The organism is Haemophilus sp. CCUG 60358 (genome assembly GCF_001679485.1).
Classification (GTDB): domain Bacteria; phylum Pseudomonadota; class Gammaproteobacteria; order Enterobacterales; family Pasteurellaceae; genus Haemophilus_D.
The window spans coordinates 47,231-64,751 of record NZ_LZOZ01000004.1; the positions used below are offsets into that span (position 1 = coordinate 47,231).

Here is a 17,521-nt window from a genome sequence, read left to right on the forward strand (position 1 = left end):
GTTTTATTTAAACGAATAATAAGGAAAAAACGAAGTGCGGTCAAAATTTAAGTGATTTTACGGTATAATTTCTCAAAACTAACTCAAAGCAGGAAAAATAGATGTCAAACGCAAAAATTCTTATTATTAAAACAGGATTGATAGAAACCTTAACGTTCCCTGATGGTAGCTCATATGAAAGCGCGATTCGTAAAAAACCAGTATCCATGGTGAAAGTGCATGCGCTTGGCGCAGAAGGCAATGATGTCGGTTTAAAAGCGCATCATGGTGGCGTAGATAAAGCCTTGTTTTTCATGTCTGATGTGTCTTTCCCTGCTTTAAACGAGCTACTTGGTGAAAAGTTTGATTTTCACGGTAGCGCGATTTATGGTGAAAACTTCGTGGTATCTGGCTTACATGAAGATAATGTCTGCATAGGTGATCGTTACAAAATTGGTTCTACCCTTTTAGAAGTGTCTCAGCCACGTAAACCTTGCGAGCGTTTATCTCATAATACCAAGAATGAGAATACAAGAGAGGTAATTCGTCAGTCAGGCTGGACAGGTTGGTATGTTCGCGTGATCGAAGAAGGTGAAATTCATCAAGGCGATGAACTCATCTTGCAACATCGTCCTTATCCAGAATGGACAATTCGTCGTTTAAACACGCTACTTTCTGCTCCTTCAAGTGTTGCAGAATTAGAAGAAGCCTTAGCCATCAAGGAATTAGCGCCAGCGTTTAAACGTTCTGTTAACTCACAATTACGTAATTTACAGCAGGCGGCCTAAAATGTCGGCTAAAACGACCGCACTTTGTCCGTGCCAATCTTCTCTTTCTTACGAAGATTGTTGCGGACGCTTTCATTCAGGCAATATGTTTCCAGAAACAGCGGAACAACTTATGCGTTCCCGCTATTCAGCGTTTGTGCTCAAAAATATCCCCTATATTGTGCAAACCACGGTACCAAGCCAACAAGCGTTATTAGATCAAAAAGCCTTGCAAGATTGGGCTGATGAAACACAATGGCTCGGTTTAGATATTGTCAAAACAGAAACCTTAACCAAAACACAAAGTGCGGTTGAATTTAAGGCGCATTTTCAAGGTAGCGAACAGCCACAAGTGCATCACGAACACTCTATTTTTGTAAAAATCGATAGCCGTTGGTATTTTGTTGACCCCACTGTGCCACTCCCAAGTAATAAACAACCTTGTGTTTGTGGTTCAGGGAAGAAATTTAAACATTGTTGCGGAGGCTTGCTCTAATGACCTTAACGTCTTTTCTTGCATTATTTTGGCAGCGTTCTCAAAAAAACAAATTAACGCAAGCTGCCGGTTCACTCACCTACAGTACCATGCTTGCCATCGTGCCATTAATTATGGTGGTGTTTTCGATTTTCTCCGCCTTTCCTGTCTTTAACGAAGTAACCGGGGCATTGAAAGAATTCATCTTCACCAATTTCGCCCCTTCCGCAAGCGATGTTGTGGGGCAATATATTGATGAATTCGTCCATAATTCCAAGCAAATGAGCGCCGTGGGGATTGTGAGTTTAATTTTAGTGGCGTTGATGCTGATTAACTCTATTGACCGTACACTTAATGGCATTTGGCAAGATACCAGTAATCGCCCGATCTTTACGTCATTTGCTATTTATTGGCTCATTTTAACGCTCGGTCCACTTTTAATCGGTACCAGCATTGCCGCAAGTTCCTATGTCAAAGCCATGTTCGAGCAATCGGAAACGCTCTCTTTTGGCTTAAAACTCCTCAGCTTTGTACCATTTCTTTCTACTTGGTTTATCTTCACGCTCATTTATATGGTCGTGCCAAATAAGAAAGTGAGCATCAAACACTCTGCAGCAGGCGCATTAATTGCCGCGATTTTCTTTACCTTAGGGAAACAGGCCTTTGCTTGGTACATTACGACATTCCCGTCTTACCAATTAATTTACGGTGCCATGGCAACACTACCCATTATGTTATTGTGGATTCAAATCAGCTGGACAGTGGTGTTATTCGGCGCACAATTAGCTGCAGTGCTTGCAGAAGTGCAGTCGATGAATCAAACAAATTTAGAGGAAGTAAAATGATCGCATTAATTCAGCGTGTGACACAGGCTAAAGTAGAAGTTGAAGGTCAAATTGTGGGGCAAATCGGCAAGGGATTATTGGTTTTATTAGGCGTGGAAAAAGAAGATGACCGAGCCAAGGCGGATAAGCTTGCCGAGAAAGTATTAAATTACCGTATTTTCAGCGATGAAAATGACAAAATGAATTTAAACGTGCAGCAAATCGGTGGTGAAGTGCTTGTGGTATCCCAATTTACTTTAGCCGCTGACACGCAAAAAGGCTTACGACCAAGTTTCTCAAAAGGTGCGGCACCTGCATTAGCTAACGAATTGTATGGCTATTTTTCGCAAAAATGTGCAGAAAAAGTCACTGTTGCCAACGGACAATTTGCGGCTGATATGCAAGTGAGCCTCACCAATGATGGCCCAGTTACATTTTGGTTAAATGTCTGAATAAATACAAAAATTGCTATTTTTTTCAAAGCAAAGGAAACTCTTTCTTTGATCGCATTGTCGTATTAACGCTCAAATGCATATAACAATTTCAAATCCCATCCATAATTGCATTGGTAATCCCCTTATTTTATGGGTAAACTAAGGCGGTTTGATGTGGATCTTCTTAAAGTTTAGCTTGTAATAAAATGAAAAAAATTTTGTTAAAAACAACCGCTCTTTTGCTTGGAGGAATGAGTTTTTCAGCCCTTGCAGAACAAACCGTAGATATTGAGATACGCGGTATCAAGGGTGAACGTGCCATTCGCAATACTGATATGAATGTCAAACTCATTGATAAAGGTGAGATGGACGGCTCAGATCGGTATAAACAATTAGTTTCAGATGCTGTCGATAAAGGCCTTCGAGTCTTCGGTTATTATGGTTCTTCAGTCACCTTTGAATTGAAAAAACGCAAAGGTCAACGAGACTTACTCATTGCTAATGTAAAACCCGGTGAACCAAGTAAAATTGCGGGAACAGACGTTGAAATTATAGGCGAAGCGGCAGAAGACGAAAACTTCAAAGCACTCCGTAAAAACTTGCCAAAACAAGGTGAGTTAGTTGAGCATCAAAAATACGATGACTATAAAAGCAGCATTTCAAACCTTGCCCTTGCTCGTGGTTATCTTGACGGAAAATTCCAAATTTCTCGCTTAGAAATCAGCCCTGAAACCCATGAAGCATGGTGGCGTATGCTGTTTGATAGTGGCGTGCGTTATCATTACGGCAACATCACATTCAACCATTCCCAAATTCGCGAAGACTATTTGCAAAATATGCTCAACATTAAATCGGGCGATCCTTATTTAGTCAGCGATTTATCTGAATTAACTAACGATTTTTCTTCTACCAACTGGTTTAGCTCAGTGCTTTTACAGCCTCATGTCCGCGAAGAAGAAAAATTAGTGGATATCGAACTGTTACTTTATCCACGTAAGAAAAACTTAATGGAGCTCGGGGTCGGTTTTGCAACCGATACGGGCCCTCATGTCCAAATTGGTTGGACAAAACCTTGGATTAATAGCCGAGGCCATAGTTTCCGTACAAATCTTTACGTCTCTGCACCAAAACAAAACTTTGAAGCGACCTATAAAATACCATTGTTGAAAAATCCATTAAATTATTATTATGAATTTTCAACCGGTTATGAAAAAGAAAATAAAAATGATACGGATACCAAAACGCTCACTTTTGCTGCATTACGTTATTGGAATAATAAAGAAGGTTGGCAATATTTTGCGGGTCTTCGTGTCCGTTACGACAGCTTCACGCAAGCTGATTTCACCGATAAAACGCTCCTTGTTTATCCAACCGGAGGTTTTAGCCGGACTCGTTTAAAAGGCGGTCAATTCCCAACATGGGGAGATACCCAAAAAATCACGGTTGATTTAGGGAATAAGCTTTGGATGTCAGAAGCCAATTTCTTTAAAATTCAAGCTTCCACCGCATGGATTCGTACTTATGCAGAAAATCACCGTTTTATTACCCGTGCAAAAATTGGTTATTTAAATACCGCGGATATTCGTAAAATTCCACCTGCATTACGTTTCTTTGCAGGGGGCGATCGTAGCGTGCGAGGTTATGGCTATAAGAAAATTTCACCGAAAAATAAAGAGGGGAAATTAGTCGGGGGCTCTCGCTTAGTAACAGGTAGCCTTGAATATCAATATCAAGTTTACCCAAATTGGTGGGGAGCCGTATTTGCGGATACAGGTTTAGCCACAGATGCTTACAAAGCGAATGAGTTACGCTACGGCGCAGGTTTCGGTGTACGTTGGGCATCGCCAGTTGGCGCCATCAAGTTTGATATTGCGACGCCAATTCGAGATAAAGATAACAGCAAAAATATTCAATTTTACATTGGCTTAGGGGCTGAAATTTAGGGTATGACTATGTCTGAACAAGAAAAACAACCAGATAACCAAACGACACAACCCGTCAAAAAGAAAAAGACCTGCCGTAAAATTTTATGTGTCGGAAGTGCGGTCATTTTTGTCCCTGTTTTAGGCTTAGTCACTGCACTTTCTTTTGATAGTGGGCAACGTGCAATTATTCAACTTGCCGATAAAATGCTCGATAGCTTATCTATTGAACAAGTCAGCGGTGGCTTACAAGATGGTTTAGTCTTAGAAAATTTACGTTTTCAAACAACCGGCGTAGATGTGGCTCTTCCTAAAACGCGCTTACAACTGAATTTAGCTCGTTTACTTTCGGGTGATATTATTGTTGATGATCTCAGCTTAACGCAGCCTAAAATCGCCATTGATACCAGTGTTATGCCGCCTTCTGAAGAGAAACAGACCGAAAGTGGTCCAATGGAAAAAATCCATTTACCGGTTTCTGTACAAGTGAAAAATGTGGCGATTACTGACTTTGATATGAAACTCGATCAAAGCAATATTACGTTTTCGTCATTTCAAAGTGCGGTCAGTTTAAACAATGAATCAGGCCTTACTCTTGAGCCCACCACGCTTTCAGATGTGCTTTTCTCAACGGTCTCCCAAACTCAACCGAATCCCTCTCAGCCTGAGAAAAAAGAACCTGCTAAACCCGTTGATTGGGCGCAAATTGAGCAAACACTCACACCCGCTTTTTTAGGTAATTTAAATACGGTGAACTTGCCTTTTGATATGCACATTCCAAGTGTTTTGGGTACAAACTGGCAATATCAATCCCTCAATGAAAAAGGCGAAGAAACACAAAAAATCACTGTGCCTAAAGTAGAATTACAAGCGGATGCCACCGATCATTTAGTGAAATTACAAAAACTCGACATTGACAGCTCTCTTGGTACACTTTCTAGCCAAGGACAACTCCAGCTCAATGAAGATTTTCGGGTTGATCTCACATTAAAATCTGATCTCCAAGCGTTTAAATCAAAAGATAAAACCATTCTGCCTGCCAGCAAAGTTGATCTCAATTTATCGGGTTCATTGAAAAAAACGACCGCACTTTCGTTAACCACACAAGGCGTACTTGATGCGACCTTAACGGGTGATGTGAAACTGGCTGAAGATAAAATGCCATTAAATCTGCAGTTAAAAGCGAAAAAAGGTCAATACGCCTTCGCTGATAGCCTGTCGCCACTTAAAATTAACGATGTCGATATCAAGCTCACGGGCGATTTATTGAATTATCACGCAGAGGTTGTCGGTGGCGTGGACGGTATGGATCATATTCCTCACACCCATGTTGATTTGAATGCAGACGGTAAACTCTATGAAGTCACCCTCAACGAATTAAAACTTGCTGCCCTCGATGGTACGGCACGTTTAACGGGTTCCTCAAACTGGAAAGATGGCGCGCAATGGGATGTGACCGCTGATTTAAACAAAATGAACATTCGCCCTTATGTGCCAGCCATGCCAGCCGTATTATCAGGCAAAGTGAGCTCAAAAGGTTCCGCTGATTCCAATCATTGGAAAGTAGATGTGCCTACCGTGGATTTAACGGGTAGTCTCTCTTCTCGCCCATTAAGCTTGAAAGGAAGTGTCTTTTTAAGTAATGAAACCTTATTAAACATCCCTGATTTATTGCTGAACTATGGCGATAACCGTATTGCGGCAAAAGGTACGTTAGGTGATAAATCAAACCTAGATTTAGATATCAACGCACCAAGCTTGCGTGGTCTATGGCAAGATTTAACGGGCTCCGTGGTCGGTAAGGCACAGATCTTAGGCAAACTTACTGCGCCAACCATCAATGCCGATTTAATGGCACAAGGCTTGCACTTCCAAGGGTTAGACTTATCCAAAGCCTTAATTAAAGGTAATATCGTTAGTGAACCGCAAGTGAAAGGTGAACTTACCGTCAAAGCGGAAAACTTCCGCTATGGCGACAGCATTAAATTGCATAATATTGATTTGAATGCATCGGGTGATGAAAAACATCATACGCTCACCTTAAAATCAAAAGGGGAACCTGTTGCAGCTGATTTACAAATCGCGGGGAATTTTGACCGCACTTCTCAGCAATGGAAAGGCAATTTAAGCCAAGTAAGCCTAAACTCACCTATCGGCGATTTTAAAGTGAATCAAACCATTCCGGTGACTTATGACAATAAAAAAATCCAAGCCACCATTGGTTCTCACTGCTGGATTAACCAAGACTTAGATCTGTGCTTCCCTCAACAATTTACGGCAGGGAAAAACGGCGAAGTCCCTTTTGAGCTTAAACGCATTAATTTAGATTTAGTGAATAGATTGATGGGACAAGACACGCTCAAAGGCCAGTTACAAAGCCGAGGTAAAGTGGCATGGTTCACAGATAAACCATTACAACTAAATGTGGCAGTGGAAGGCAATAACATTGGTGTAGCACAAAAATTAGACTACCGCACCTTTAAGCTAGATATTCCTAAATTAAGTGTGAATGCCGATATTCAAAATAACAATTTAACCTTGAAATCAGACATTAACGTTCAGAATCAAGGTCGAATTGGCACGGACTTAAAAATTAATGATTTAAGTAAAGGCCGACAATTAGGCGGCACCTTTACCATTGAAGGTTTACGTTTATCCTTAGCGAATCAACTTTTCTCTAGCGGTGAAAGCATGGATGGTGAAGTGGTTTCTCGCTTAAGTTTCGGTGGCAATTTAGAAAAACCATTATTAAACGGTAATTTCGATATTCGCAATGTAAAAACGAAACTGAAAAGCCTGCCTTTTGATGTAACTGATGGTCAAGTGGCAATCCGCTTTAATGGTACCTCTTCAACCTTAAATGGCTATGTTCAAACACCAGATAGTAAGCTGAATATTAATGGGCAAGCTAACTGGGCTAACATGAATAACTGGACGGCAAAAGTTAGAGCGCAAGCGGATAACTTCAAAGTCGATATTCCGTCTATGGCGAAATTAAAAGTCAGCCCGAATGTGGTTGTCAAAGCCTCGCCAAAACTCTTAGATTTGAGCGGAAACGTGGATATTCCATGGGCAAGAATTGCCATTGAAAGCTTACCAGACAATGCTGAACCAGTGAGTGAAGACGAAGTGATTTTAAATGGCCCAAGAAAAAGTGAAGAAGAGCTCATTAATCGCCAATTTGCTTCAGAAACCAAATCGGGTATGCAAATTCAATCTGATTTAAAAATTAAAATCGGCGATGATGTGCATTTAAATGCCTATGGTTTAAAAACCAATTTGAACGGCTTACTTTCTGTGAAACAGGATAAAGGCAAACTAGGTTTATTTGGTCAAATTAACCTGAAAAATGGTCGTTATGCTTCTTTTGGACAGGATTTATTAATTCGTAAAGGGCAAATCAGCTTCGCTGGTTTACCTTCACAACCGATGTTAAATATTGAAGCGATTCGTAACCCAGAAGCGATGGAAGACAGTAAAGTAACCGCGGGGGTAAAAGTAATTGGTATGGCATCTAGCCCACAAGTCACGATTTTCTCTGACCCAGCCAAATCTCAAGACCAGGCACTTTCTTATTTATTAACCGGTCGCTCATTAGAAAACAGCGGTGAAGCAGGTTCCAGTGGTTCTGTGGGTGCGGCATTACTTGGCTTAGGTTTAGCGAAAAGTGGTAAAGTAGTCGGCGGTATTGGTGAAGCCTTTGGTATTCAAGACTTAAACTTAGGCACTGCCGGTGTTGGGGATAGCTCCAAAGTACAAGTTAGTGGTAATATTGGTAAACGCTTACAAGTGAAATATGGTGTAGGATTGTTTGATGGCTTAGCCGAAGTGACCTTACGTTACCGCTTAATGCCACAACTTTATTTCCAATCAGTAACCAGCACAAACCAAGTTTTTGATTTATTGTATAAATTTGAATTTTAGGAAAGGACATGCATAACGACAAGCAACTGGCTCAACTCGTAGAACCTCATCACCGAGGTGAGGCCCGGGAGATTGCCGCCATTGATTTAGGCTCAAACAGCTTCCACATGATTGTGGCACGGATTATCAATGGCTCGATTCAGGTGCTTTCTCGTTTAAAACAAAAAGTGAGACTTGCCGATGGCTTAGACGAGCACAATGTATTAAGCCAAGAAGCCATTGAGCGCGGTGTAAATTGCCTTGCACTTTTTGCTGAACGCTTACAAGGCTTTGCGCCAGAAGATGTGAATGTCGTCGGCACTTATACCTTACGAAGAGCGGTCAATAATGACGAATTTTTACGCCAAGCAGCCACTGTCTTTCCCTATCCTATTAATATCATTAGTGGTCAAACTGAAGCCAAAACTATTTATGCGGGTGTTTGCCACACTCAACCCGAAAGCGGACGTAAACTGGTCATTGATATTGGTGGTGGCTCGACAGAAATGATCATCGGTGATGATTTCACCCCCTTAGTGGCAGAAAGTCGTCACATGGGCTGCGTGAGCTTTGCCAAAAAATTCTTCCCGAATGGACAAATTTCAAAAGAAAACTTCGAGCAAGCTCGCCAAAGTGCGGTCAATAAAATTGAAGATTTAAGCTGGGAATATCGCAAACTCGGCTGGCAATCAGTGTTAGGTTCATCAGGCACCATTAAAACCGTCTATCAAGTGATTACTGCAACTCTTGACCCGAACGGCATCATCACGGCTGAACGCTTACAAAATTTAATTGACCGAACCTTACAAGCTTCCCATTTTGAAGAACTCAATATCGCGGGATTAAATCCTGATCGCGTGGATGTCTTCGTGCCAGGCTTAGCCATTTTAAGTGCCGTTTTTGACGTTTTTGGCTTAGAAAATATGCGCTATTCTGACGGCGCTTTGCGTGAAGGGGTGATTTACAGCTTAGAAAAAAACTTCCAAGTTTCAGACATCCGTACACGTACTGCATTAGGACTTGCCGAACAATTTAACTTAGATTTAGTGCAAGCCGATCGCGTGGCCAATAGTGCGAAAACCTTAATTGACCAATACACCCATTGGCAAAAACCGCATCTTGCTGATGAAATGAAAAACCTGCTGATTTGGGCAGCGCGTTTATTGGAAGTTGGCATTGTCATAAATCATCGCAATGTGCAAAAACATTCCGCTTATATTCTGCAAAATATGGAATTACCGGGCTTTGATCGCGAGCAACAACGCTTATTGGTGAATTTAGTTCGTTATCATACGGGCGCATTTAAAAAGAATGATTTACCGATTTTTGCTCGTTATGCGGATGAAGATGTCCTTGTTTTACTGCTTCTTTTACGCATTTCGGTAATTTTAAATAAATCTCGCCAAGCAACAGATAGCACGGATAAAATTAATCTCAGAATTGACCGCTCTTTACAGACTTGGGAACTGACCTTTGAGAAACATTATTTGGATAATAATCCATTAGTGTGGAATGAATTGCGCTTAGAAAGCAATTTACTCAAAGATTTAGAACTCAGTTTGATTTTTAACTGATAGAATAAGGGCTTTCATGCCCTTATTTTTTATCTTGCTCCAGCAGCAAGCTATAAATATTGGCTAAATAATAGCTCTGCTCGGCTTCGGGAATTTCTTGCGGAATAAAAGAAAGCAAATCGTGGTGAATTTCCAAAACATCAGGGAAAATAACCGCACTTTGCATTTCATCATAAAAGGATTGATGAAGCGGGGAAACGCAACCGCCTCGTTTTAAGCGGGCAAGGCTGTTGGCAATATGCAATAAGAGTGTGATGACGGTCGGAATCGACACATCAATGCGCCAATGATGCTCTAGGCGACTTTGTAAAGTCAGAATAATATCAATAACGTCCTGATCAATCTGACCGCGAATTTTCCAACGGGTTAATTGTTTGAGTAACGACATAACATTCCTTTTTAAGATAGGATAACTTTACCGCTATTTCATAAAATTACCAGTGCACAGATCACAAAATTGAAATAAAGTGAAAAAATTTACTAACTAGGAAAGCAATAAATGATAGATAACAGACTTTTTGAAAAATATGATGGCCTTATTTTTGATATGGATGGCACCTTAATCGACACCATGCCAGTGCACGCCCGCGCGTGGAGTATGGTAGGGGAACAATTTGGTTATCGTTTTAACAGCCAAATTATGTATGATTTAGGTGGCGCAACCGTGAGCACTATCGCCTCAGCTATTATGCAAGATGCTGGTATGCCACAAGAACGTTTAAATGAAGTCATACAAGCAAAACGCAAACTTTCTTATGAATTGATTCCAACAGAATCAAAATTACTCCCGACCTTTGACGTGGTGCGTCATTACTATCAACAAAAGCCAATTGCGCTTGGTTCAGGTTCGAACCGCCAAATGATTGATATGTTGATGCAAAAATTAGATATCAAACATTACTTTAACGCCATTGTGAGTGCTGATGATGTGAAAGAACATAAACCGCATCCTGAAACCTTTTTACGCTGCGCAGAACTGGCAAAAGCTGAACCATCACGTTGTATCGTGTTTGAAGATGCCGATCTTGGCGTGCAAGCGGGATTAAGTGCGGGGATGGATGTGTTTGATGTCAGAACGAGAGAGATTATTAGAGCCTAATGTTGGACATTTTCTCTTTCAGCTTTTTGGCTGATTTTTGGCAAACCCATAGCTTATGGCTGATGTTTTTCAGCGCTTTCTTAAGCGCCACCATTTTGCCAGGTAATTCAGAAATTGTGTTTGTCTCCCTTGCTGTGCCAAAAGTATTGGTCGGTTCATTATTAAGTGCGGATATTTTTTGGCTTGTTTTTCTGGCAACCGCAGGCAATACACTTGGCAGCCTCACCACTTATTGGATTGGTCGATGGTTTCCGAAAATTGACAGCAAAAATGACCGCACTTTATGGGTGATAAACAAAATACAACGCTATGGTGCTATCACTTTATTATTGAGCTGGTTGCCTATTGTCGGGGATGTGTTTTGTGCGGTAGCCGGTTGGCTTCGATTGAATTGGCTAAGTTGTTTGATTTTTATGACGATTGGAAAAGGACTGCGTTATATTGCCTTGCTCTTTTTCAGTTTACCTTTCGTGTCATAGCCGAGAATAGCCTTTGTGGATAACCTGGTTGTGGGCTAGAATAAAGACGAATTGATATTCAACAGATAAAAAACGCCCCTTATCAAGTAAGGGGCAAATAACCTAAGGAACCAATTTTATTAAAACAACTGCAAGTTGCTTGTTCTATAAGACCGACGCTAAAAAGAAAAGTTCAAAGAAATTGTAAAAAAATGTAAAAAAATTTACAAAAACTTGCAATTAATTTACAAATCACTGATTTTTAAGGAAATAAATATGCCATTACTCGACAGTTTTAAAGTGGATCACACCCGTATGAACGCACCAGCCGTGCGTGTTGCCAAAACGATGCGTACCCCAAAGGGCGATGACATCACCGTTTTTGATCTTCGTTTTTGCATTCCAAACAAAGAAATTCTCCCACCAAAAGGGATTCACACCCTTGAGCATTTATTTGCGGGCTTCATGCGTGACCATTTAAACAATGACAATGTAGAAATCATCGATATTTCCCCAATGGGCTGTCGCACAGGTTTTTACATGTCATTAATCGGCACTCCAAACGAGCAACAAGTGGCTGATGCCTGGTTAGCTTCTATGAAAGATATTTTAACCGTGCAAGATCAAAACCAAATTCCTGAATTAAACGAATACCAATGTGGGACTTACACCGAGCATTCTTTAGAAGAAGCACATGATATTGCTAAAAATGTGATTGCTCGCGGTGTGGGGATTAATAAAAATGATGATTTAGCACTTGATGAATCTTTCTTAAAATAAGGACACAACATGACAACCCTAGGTACAGCATTAACCCCGAATGCTATTAAAGTGATGATGCTTGGCTCTGGTGAACTGGGCAAAGAGGTGGTGATTGAATTACAACGTTTAGGCGTGGAAGTGATTGCCGTCGATCGTTATGAAAACGCCCCAGCACAACAAGTAGCACATCGTGCTTATACGATTTCCATGCTAGATGGTGCAGCTCTCAAAGCCTTAGTGGAAAAAGAGCGCCCAGATTACATCGTGCCGGAAGTGGAAGCCATCGCGACTGATACGCTAGTGGAATTAGAACAAGCGGGTTTTAATGTTGTACCTACCGCCAAAGCCACCAAGCTCACCATGAATCGCGAAGGCATTCGCCGTTTAGCTGCCGAAGAGCTTGGCTTGCCAACCTCAGCTTATCAATTTGTCGATAACTTTGCTGACTTCCAAAGTGCAGTTGAAAAAATCGGTATTCCTTGCGTGGTGAAACCAATTATGTCTTCTTCTGGCCACGGCCAAAGTATTTTGAAATCCAAAGATGACTTACAAAAAGCGTGGGATTACGCTCAACAAGGTGGTCGCGCAGGTGCGGGACGCGTGATTGTAGAAGGGTTTGTTAAATTCGATTATGAAATCACTTTACTCACCGTTCGCCACATTAATGGCACCAGTTTCTTAGCGCCAATCGGCCATCGTCAAGAAGATGGCGACTATCGCGAATCTTGGCAGCCACAAGCCATGTCTGATGTAGCGTTGAAAAAAGCACAAGACGTCGCAGAGAAAATTACCACTGCACTAGGTGGTCGCGGCATTTTCGGTGTAGAAATGTTTGTGTGTGGTGATGAGGTTATCTTCAATGAAGTCTCCCCTCGACCACATGATACCGGTATGGTCACGCTGATTTCTCAAGAATTATCCGAATTTGCCTTACACGCCCGTGCGATTTTAGGCCTACCGATTCCAGAAATCACCCTTATTAGCCCATCGGCTTCCAAAGCCATTGTGATAGAAGGCCAATCGAAAAACGTGCAATTTGGTAATATCGCCGAAGTATTGGCTGAACCAAACACCAATATTCGTATTTTCGGCAAAGGCGAAGTCAATGGCCATCGCCGTTTAGGTGTCTTACTCGCTCGTGATATTTCCGTGGAAAAAGCCTTGGAAAAAGTAGAACGTGCTTACGCGAAGTTGGATGTGAAATTATAAGGTTTGCTTAATATAAGCATCACTGAAATACAAAAAGTGCGGTTAATTTTTAAGAGGTTTTAAAACCCTTTGAAAATTGACTGCACTTGATATTTCTATTTTTCCAATCTACTTGTAAATAATTAAAAATGAGCTTTATATAGCACACCTTTAAAATTTATTCCCAAAGTAAATTAAATGCCCTTTTTGGAATACTTTTCCATTAACTCAATCACCGGTTTAAATTTAGGATCTTGTGAACGATATTTTTTGATCCCTTCTAAAATACCATGCTGTCCAGTAAAGAAATCTACATCTCCCCCGTTATCTAGCATTAATTGAAGCAAATCCAGTCTTTCTGGGAAACCATTAATATAGGATAAAGGTGTAATTCCTCTTTCATTCGGTAAATTAGGGTTTGCACCAGCCTTAAGTAACGCTATCGCAGCATCAATATTTTTACTTCGTAATGCATAATGCAAGGGAGTCATTCCGTACATATCTTGCGCATTAATCTCCACTCCATGTTTTATATAAAACTCCACAACCGACAACGGAGCGGCACAAATTAAATTACACTGGTGTAGCCAATTCCATTTGTCTGCCGATACATAGTGAATATCTAACTTTTTACTTATAAAGAAAATATCCTCCAACATTGCGATATTTCCTTCTCTATCTGATATCGCAACAAGCATCTCCGGATCATCTTTATATTTTTCATATAAATTTGTCATATTAATTTCCTCTTTGTTTTAAAAACAATTCCATATCATCTTTAATTTTTTGAATTTTACCATTTCCCGGCATCTCATTTCTATGGCTTCGATTTTCAGAACGATTCTCCAATCTAAAATTCTGTGGTCTAGCGTTAACGTAATCATTAAATTCCTGTCTTGTTAAACCCAATTGTTTAGCAGCCTCTTCTAATCTTCTATGCTCCCATCCTGGAATATGGCCTATATCAAATGGACCATTCACTATGTCACCTGTTTCTTTATGAAGTAATACATTATCTGAAACCTGCTCATATTGCGAAAGAATATTTTTCTTAGTTTCAACTCTAAGTGTTGGTCTTGGGTATTTATCCCCTACTGCCGTTTTATTCATTAATAGATTAGGTTCTGATTTCAATTCTTTCTTCACCCCACCCTCAAACGACACAAACTTATTATTATTGAAGAAAACAGGATTTCCTTTTACATCATCTCCTATATAGTGATAAACACCACCCTTCGGACCTTCAATCTCACTTAACGAAACATACTTATATCCTTCTGGCAAGGGTTTGCTCAAAAATTCAGAATCTACTTTAGATTTAACTAAATTGCCGGTCTGTAAATTAGGTAAACGAGTAAGCGTTCTTTCGGCAACCTTACCAGCAACTTCCCCCACAGCTTTTACACCCACACCAGCAGCCTTACCTGCCCCCGTAAGATCTAACAAGGCAGTGCCACCTCTCACAGCTGCTATCGCATCAATCTCATTGACCATATTTTTACCATAAAGGTAATTTACATCGTCAAGATGATAGCCTGCGCCCAAAATGTCTTTACCTGACTGCCATACCGCTTTTCCTGAATCCGATAACATTTCCTTACCAGCAGAAATGCACATATCTTCTTTTAAACAGTTCGCAATACCAAAACTAATCGGCTTGAGTATATCCTCTGGATGATCAAATGCATGCAAGGTACCTTTTAAAGCCGCATCTGCACCATCTGATAACGATTTAGTATAAAGATTATATTTTACTTTCGGTTGTAATGTCTTCGTTACAACATGGCCATTTGCTTTATCAAATTGTGCCAATGCATTTGAATATTTACCCGTTGAGTAATATTCATCTTTATCCGCAACAGTAAACATTGACTGACGTTTACCATCCGAATTAATAAATGTACCTCGATTATCATAAGGTGGTACATCACCTTGAGCCGTTGCACCTCTTAAGAAAGACTGTGCTTGACCATCTGTTTCGCCAATTTTCTTAAACCAAGCATAGTCGACTTCTTGAGCAGCTTGGGTAATTAATCGCTCCATCGCTTCTTGCTCAGTGACTTGGTGCCCTAAACGCTCACTTTCCTCTTGAGCAAAACGTTTTGCGTTTTCTTTAATCCATTTAATCTCATCAACATGAAGCTGTCTGTTATACGTCTCCGCATTGTAAGATGTCAACGCCCCCTGTTTAATCGTTTCACTTGTCCCACCAGTCACTGCACCCGCTGCCGCACCTATCGCCAACGCGGTCATTTGTTGTGCTGCTTGTTTAAGCTTCTCCTTTTGTCCTGCATCTAACTTAAGGTCTTTCGTGTGTTCGTTTAAGTAATCTGTAACATACGTGTTCAACCACTCTGAACCTGCACCGGCTGCCGCACCTGTCGCAACATTCCCCCCTGACATCTTCGCTGCTAATGCGCCCGCAAGGGCATGCATCGCAATCTTCTCTTTGCTACCGTCTTCAAATTCAAATGCTTTGGCTACATCACCTGTGATTTTTGAAAATAACTCACCGGCTACTTGCGCCGCTTCTTGCTGCTCTTTGATTTCCTGTAAATCAAAGGCTTTTACTTTATGATTGGCATTTTGTGTATCTCTGGAAAGTGCGGTCAGATTTTCCGGTGTTTCTGTGTTAATTTGAATATTAGACCCTATCGCTGATTGCGTTTGACTTGTAGCACTTTCATGTTTATTCCCTAACGCACTCGCCGCAGCAGCCATCGCATTTTTAGCATTCTGAGCCATATTCGTTGAAAGCCCCGCACTCACGCTTTTTACTTCAACCTCACTGCGGTTTTCAATATCGGTATGACTAAGCGATTTTGTTTGGAAGCGGTTTTTATCTTGGTCGGCTTCACTATCAATCACAGAACCCTCAAGGTGTGTATTCCCCGCAACCTTAACATCCATTGCTCCTTTGCCCACATGGAAACCAGTTTGCTCTTCCACTTGGGCATAATTCACTTTCGCTTTGTTTTGAGAATAGTTTGCTTGAGCACTTAAACCACTGCCATAAATTGCCACACTAAAGCCTGCACCGGCTTGTGTTTGTTTGCTGTCGTAGTGATTGCTGTCTTGACGGCTTTCTAAATTAAGATTGCCTTTAATATCCGCCTCTAAACGGTCTGTTTTAACAACTGCACCTTTGAAATTAGCGTCTTTACCGGTTTTAATAATTGTTTCTTCAGCATTCAGATAACTATTACGCTGCGTCACGCTATCGCTATTTTCATGCCCTTTACCGACTTGAGCAGAACCTTCTACACCAATGCCATAACTATTGCCATTAGCGCCTGCAAATACACCTACACTCCAACCTGTGTTTTTATTCTCACTTCGGTTATGGTAAGTATCTTGTACTGACTCCACGTTTAAGTTCTTAGCCACATCAAGTTCTAAACGTTTTGTATTTAACGTTGAGCCCAACACATCAACATCGCCTTTTCGACTGGTTAAATTCACCGTGCCAGCATTCAGCTCACTACTACTATGAGTGATTGTTTTACTTTCACTCGTTTGAGTTGATTTGCTCGCACCTACGCTAATAGAGACCTTAATACTCGGATTAGACACATTACCTGCCGTCATATTGCCTAAGCTAGAAACTGTGTTTGCAACATTTGCTGCATTTTGAGCTAATTCAATACTGTCATAAGCCGCTTTCATTTGATGAAGCTGTTTCAATTTTTCATTTTTAACTTCATGACTACGCTTTATACTGTGTCCCATCGATTGTGCTGTACTTACAACCGGTGATGTAACGGCTATCGTAAGTCCTGATTGCTTATACTCATGCCCCTCTTTACGTTCAATAATATCTTTTCCGGCTTCTACCTTCACGCTTGCACCTTTAATATCAATGCGATTCGTGTTTGGCGTAATCATATCCGTTCCCATGACATTCGAATGGTTACCCGCACTCACTGTGATATTGCCATTCATTGAACCCAGCGTGCTACGTGCATCTGATTGTGTCCAACCTTCCGTTTCATAATCATGTTTTTCTGATTGGGAACCAACGGTAAAACCAATACCGCCGTCTGTGAACACACCTCTGGTTTTCTTGGTTTCCACTCGCTTATTTTTGAAATGATTGGTATCTGCTGCAATATCAATATCATGTCCAGCCTGAATAT

At 40.9% G+C, this 17,521-nt stretch carries 14 protein-coding genes; 11 read left to right on the plus strand and 3 right to left on the minus strand.

The features are described 5' to 3' along the window. Positions 1-101: 101 nt before the first annotated feature. The 7 genes from A9500_RS01830 to ppx all read left to right on the plus strand — a co-directional run bounded on the left by A9500_RS01830 (position 102) and on the right by ppx (position 9,878). Positions 102-767 carry an MOSC domain-containing protein gene (locus A9500_RS01830; RefSeq protein WP_065243683.1) on the plus strand — a complete coding sequence of 222 codons (666 nt, stop codon included), beginning with the start codon at positions 102-104 and terminating at the stop codon, positions 765-767. Position 768: 1 nt separating this feature from the next. Further along, on the plus strand, positions 769-1,242 hold the full coding sequence (locus A9500_RS01835) for a YchJ family protein (RefSeq protein ID WP_065243684.1): 474 nt from the start codon (positions 769-771) through the stop codon (positions 1,240-1,242). Then, positions 1,242-2,066 carry a virulence factor BrkB family protein gene (locus A9500_RS01840; protein ID WP_065243685.1) on the plus strand — a complete coding sequence of 275 codons (825 nt, stop codon included), beginning with the start codon at positions 1,242-1,244 and terminating at the stop codon, positions 2,064-2,066. Before A9500_RS01835 ends, A9500_RS01840 begins: the two co-directional genes overlap by 1 nt. Then, positions 2,063-2,497 (plus strand): D-aminoacyl-tRNA deacylase, encoded by a 435-nt coding sequence (gene dtd, locus A9500_RS01845; protein WP_065243686.1) that lies wholly within the window; start codon positions 2,063-2,065, stop codon positions 2,495-2,497. The genes A9500_RS01840 and dtd overlap by 4 nt, the downstream gene beginning before the upstream one ends. Positions 2,498-2,685: 188 nt before the next feature. After that, positions 2,686-4,422 carry an autotransporter assembly complex family protein gene (locus A9500_RS01850; protein ID WP_065243687.1) on the plus strand — a complete coding sequence of 579 codons (1,737 nt, stop codon included), beginning with the start codon at positions 2,686-2,688 and terminating at the stop codon, positions 4,420-4,422. A gap of 3 nt (positions 4,423-4,425) precedes the next feature. Next, the gene (locus A9500_RS01855; protein ID WP_373554053.1) at positions 4,426-8,325 is read left to right on the plus strand and encodes a translocation/assembly module TamB domain-containing protein; all 3,900 of its coding nucleotides are present in this window, start codon (positions 4,426-4,428) and stop codon (positions 8,323-8,325) included. A gap of 8 nt (positions 8,326-8,333) precedes the next feature. Beyond that, positions 8,334-9,878 carry an exopolyphosphatase gene (gene ppx / locus A9500_RS01860; RefSeq protein WP_065243689.1) on the plus strand — a complete coding sequence of 515 codons (1,545 nt, stop codon included), beginning with the start codon at positions 8,334-8,336 and terminating at the stop codon, positions 9,876-9,878. Between the two features lie 22 nt (positions 9,879-9,900). On the opposite strand, the gene A9500_RS01865 is transcribed toward ppx, so the two are convergent. Continuing rightward, on the minus strand, positions 9,901-10,266 hold the full coding sequence (locus A9500_RS01865) for a hypothetical protein (RefSeq protein WP_049364267.1): 366 nt from the start codon (positions 10,264-10,266) through the stop codon (positions 9,901-9,903). Between the two features lie 111 nt (positions 10,267-10,377). On the opposite strand from A9500_RS01865, the gene A9500_RS01870 reads away from it, so the two are divergent. The 4 genes from A9500_RS01870 (at position 10,378) to purT (ending at position 13,406) form a co-directional block, all read left to right on the plus strand. Then, positions 10,378-10,977 carry a beta-phosphoglucomutase family hydrolase gene (locus A9500_RS01870; RefSeq protein WP_065243690.1) on the plus strand — a complete coding sequence of 200 codons (600 nt, stop codon included), beginning with the start codon at positions 10,378-10,380 and terminating at the stop codon, positions 10,975-10,977. Then, positions 10,977-11,456 carry a YqaA family protein gene (locus A9500_RS01875; RefSeq protein WP_065243691.1) on the plus strand — a complete coding sequence of 160 codons (480 nt, stop codon included), beginning with the start codon at positions 10,977-10,979 and terminating at the stop codon, positions 11,454-11,456. Before A9500_RS01870 ends, A9500_RS01875 begins: the two co-directional genes overlap by 1 nt. 255 nt (positions 11,457-11,711) lie before the next feature. Further along, positions 11,712-12,215, plus strand: a complete 504-nt coding sequence (gene luxS, locus A9500_RS01880) for an S-ribosylhomocysteine lyase (RefSeq protein ID WP_005694994.1) — start codon at positions 11,712-11,714, stop codon at positions 12,213-12,215. 9 nt (positions 12,216-12,224) lie between these two features. Next, positions 12,225-13,406 (plus strand): formate-dependent phosphoribosylglycinamide formyltransferase, encoded by a 1,182-nt coding sequence (purT, locus tag A9500_RS01885; RefSeq protein WP_065243692.1) that lies wholly within the window; start codon positions 12,225-12,227, stop codon positions 13,404-13,406. A 173-nt stretch (positions 13,407-13,579) separates the two neighbouring features. On the opposite strand, the gene A9500_RS01890 is transcribed toward purT, so the two are convergent. Then, positions 13,580-14,122 carry an ankyrin repeat domain-containing protein gene (locus A9500_RS01890; RefSeq protein ID WP_065243693.1) on the minus strand — a complete coding sequence of 181 codons (543 nt, stop codon included), beginning with the start codon at positions 14,120-14,122 and terminating at the stop codon, positions 13,580-13,582. 1 nt (position 14,123) lies between these two features. Then, positions 14,124-17,521 (minus strand): hemagglutinin repeat-containing protein (locus tag A9500_RS01895; RefSeq protein WP_179854546.1); only part of this gene is annotated, 3,398 nt, incomplete at its 5' end.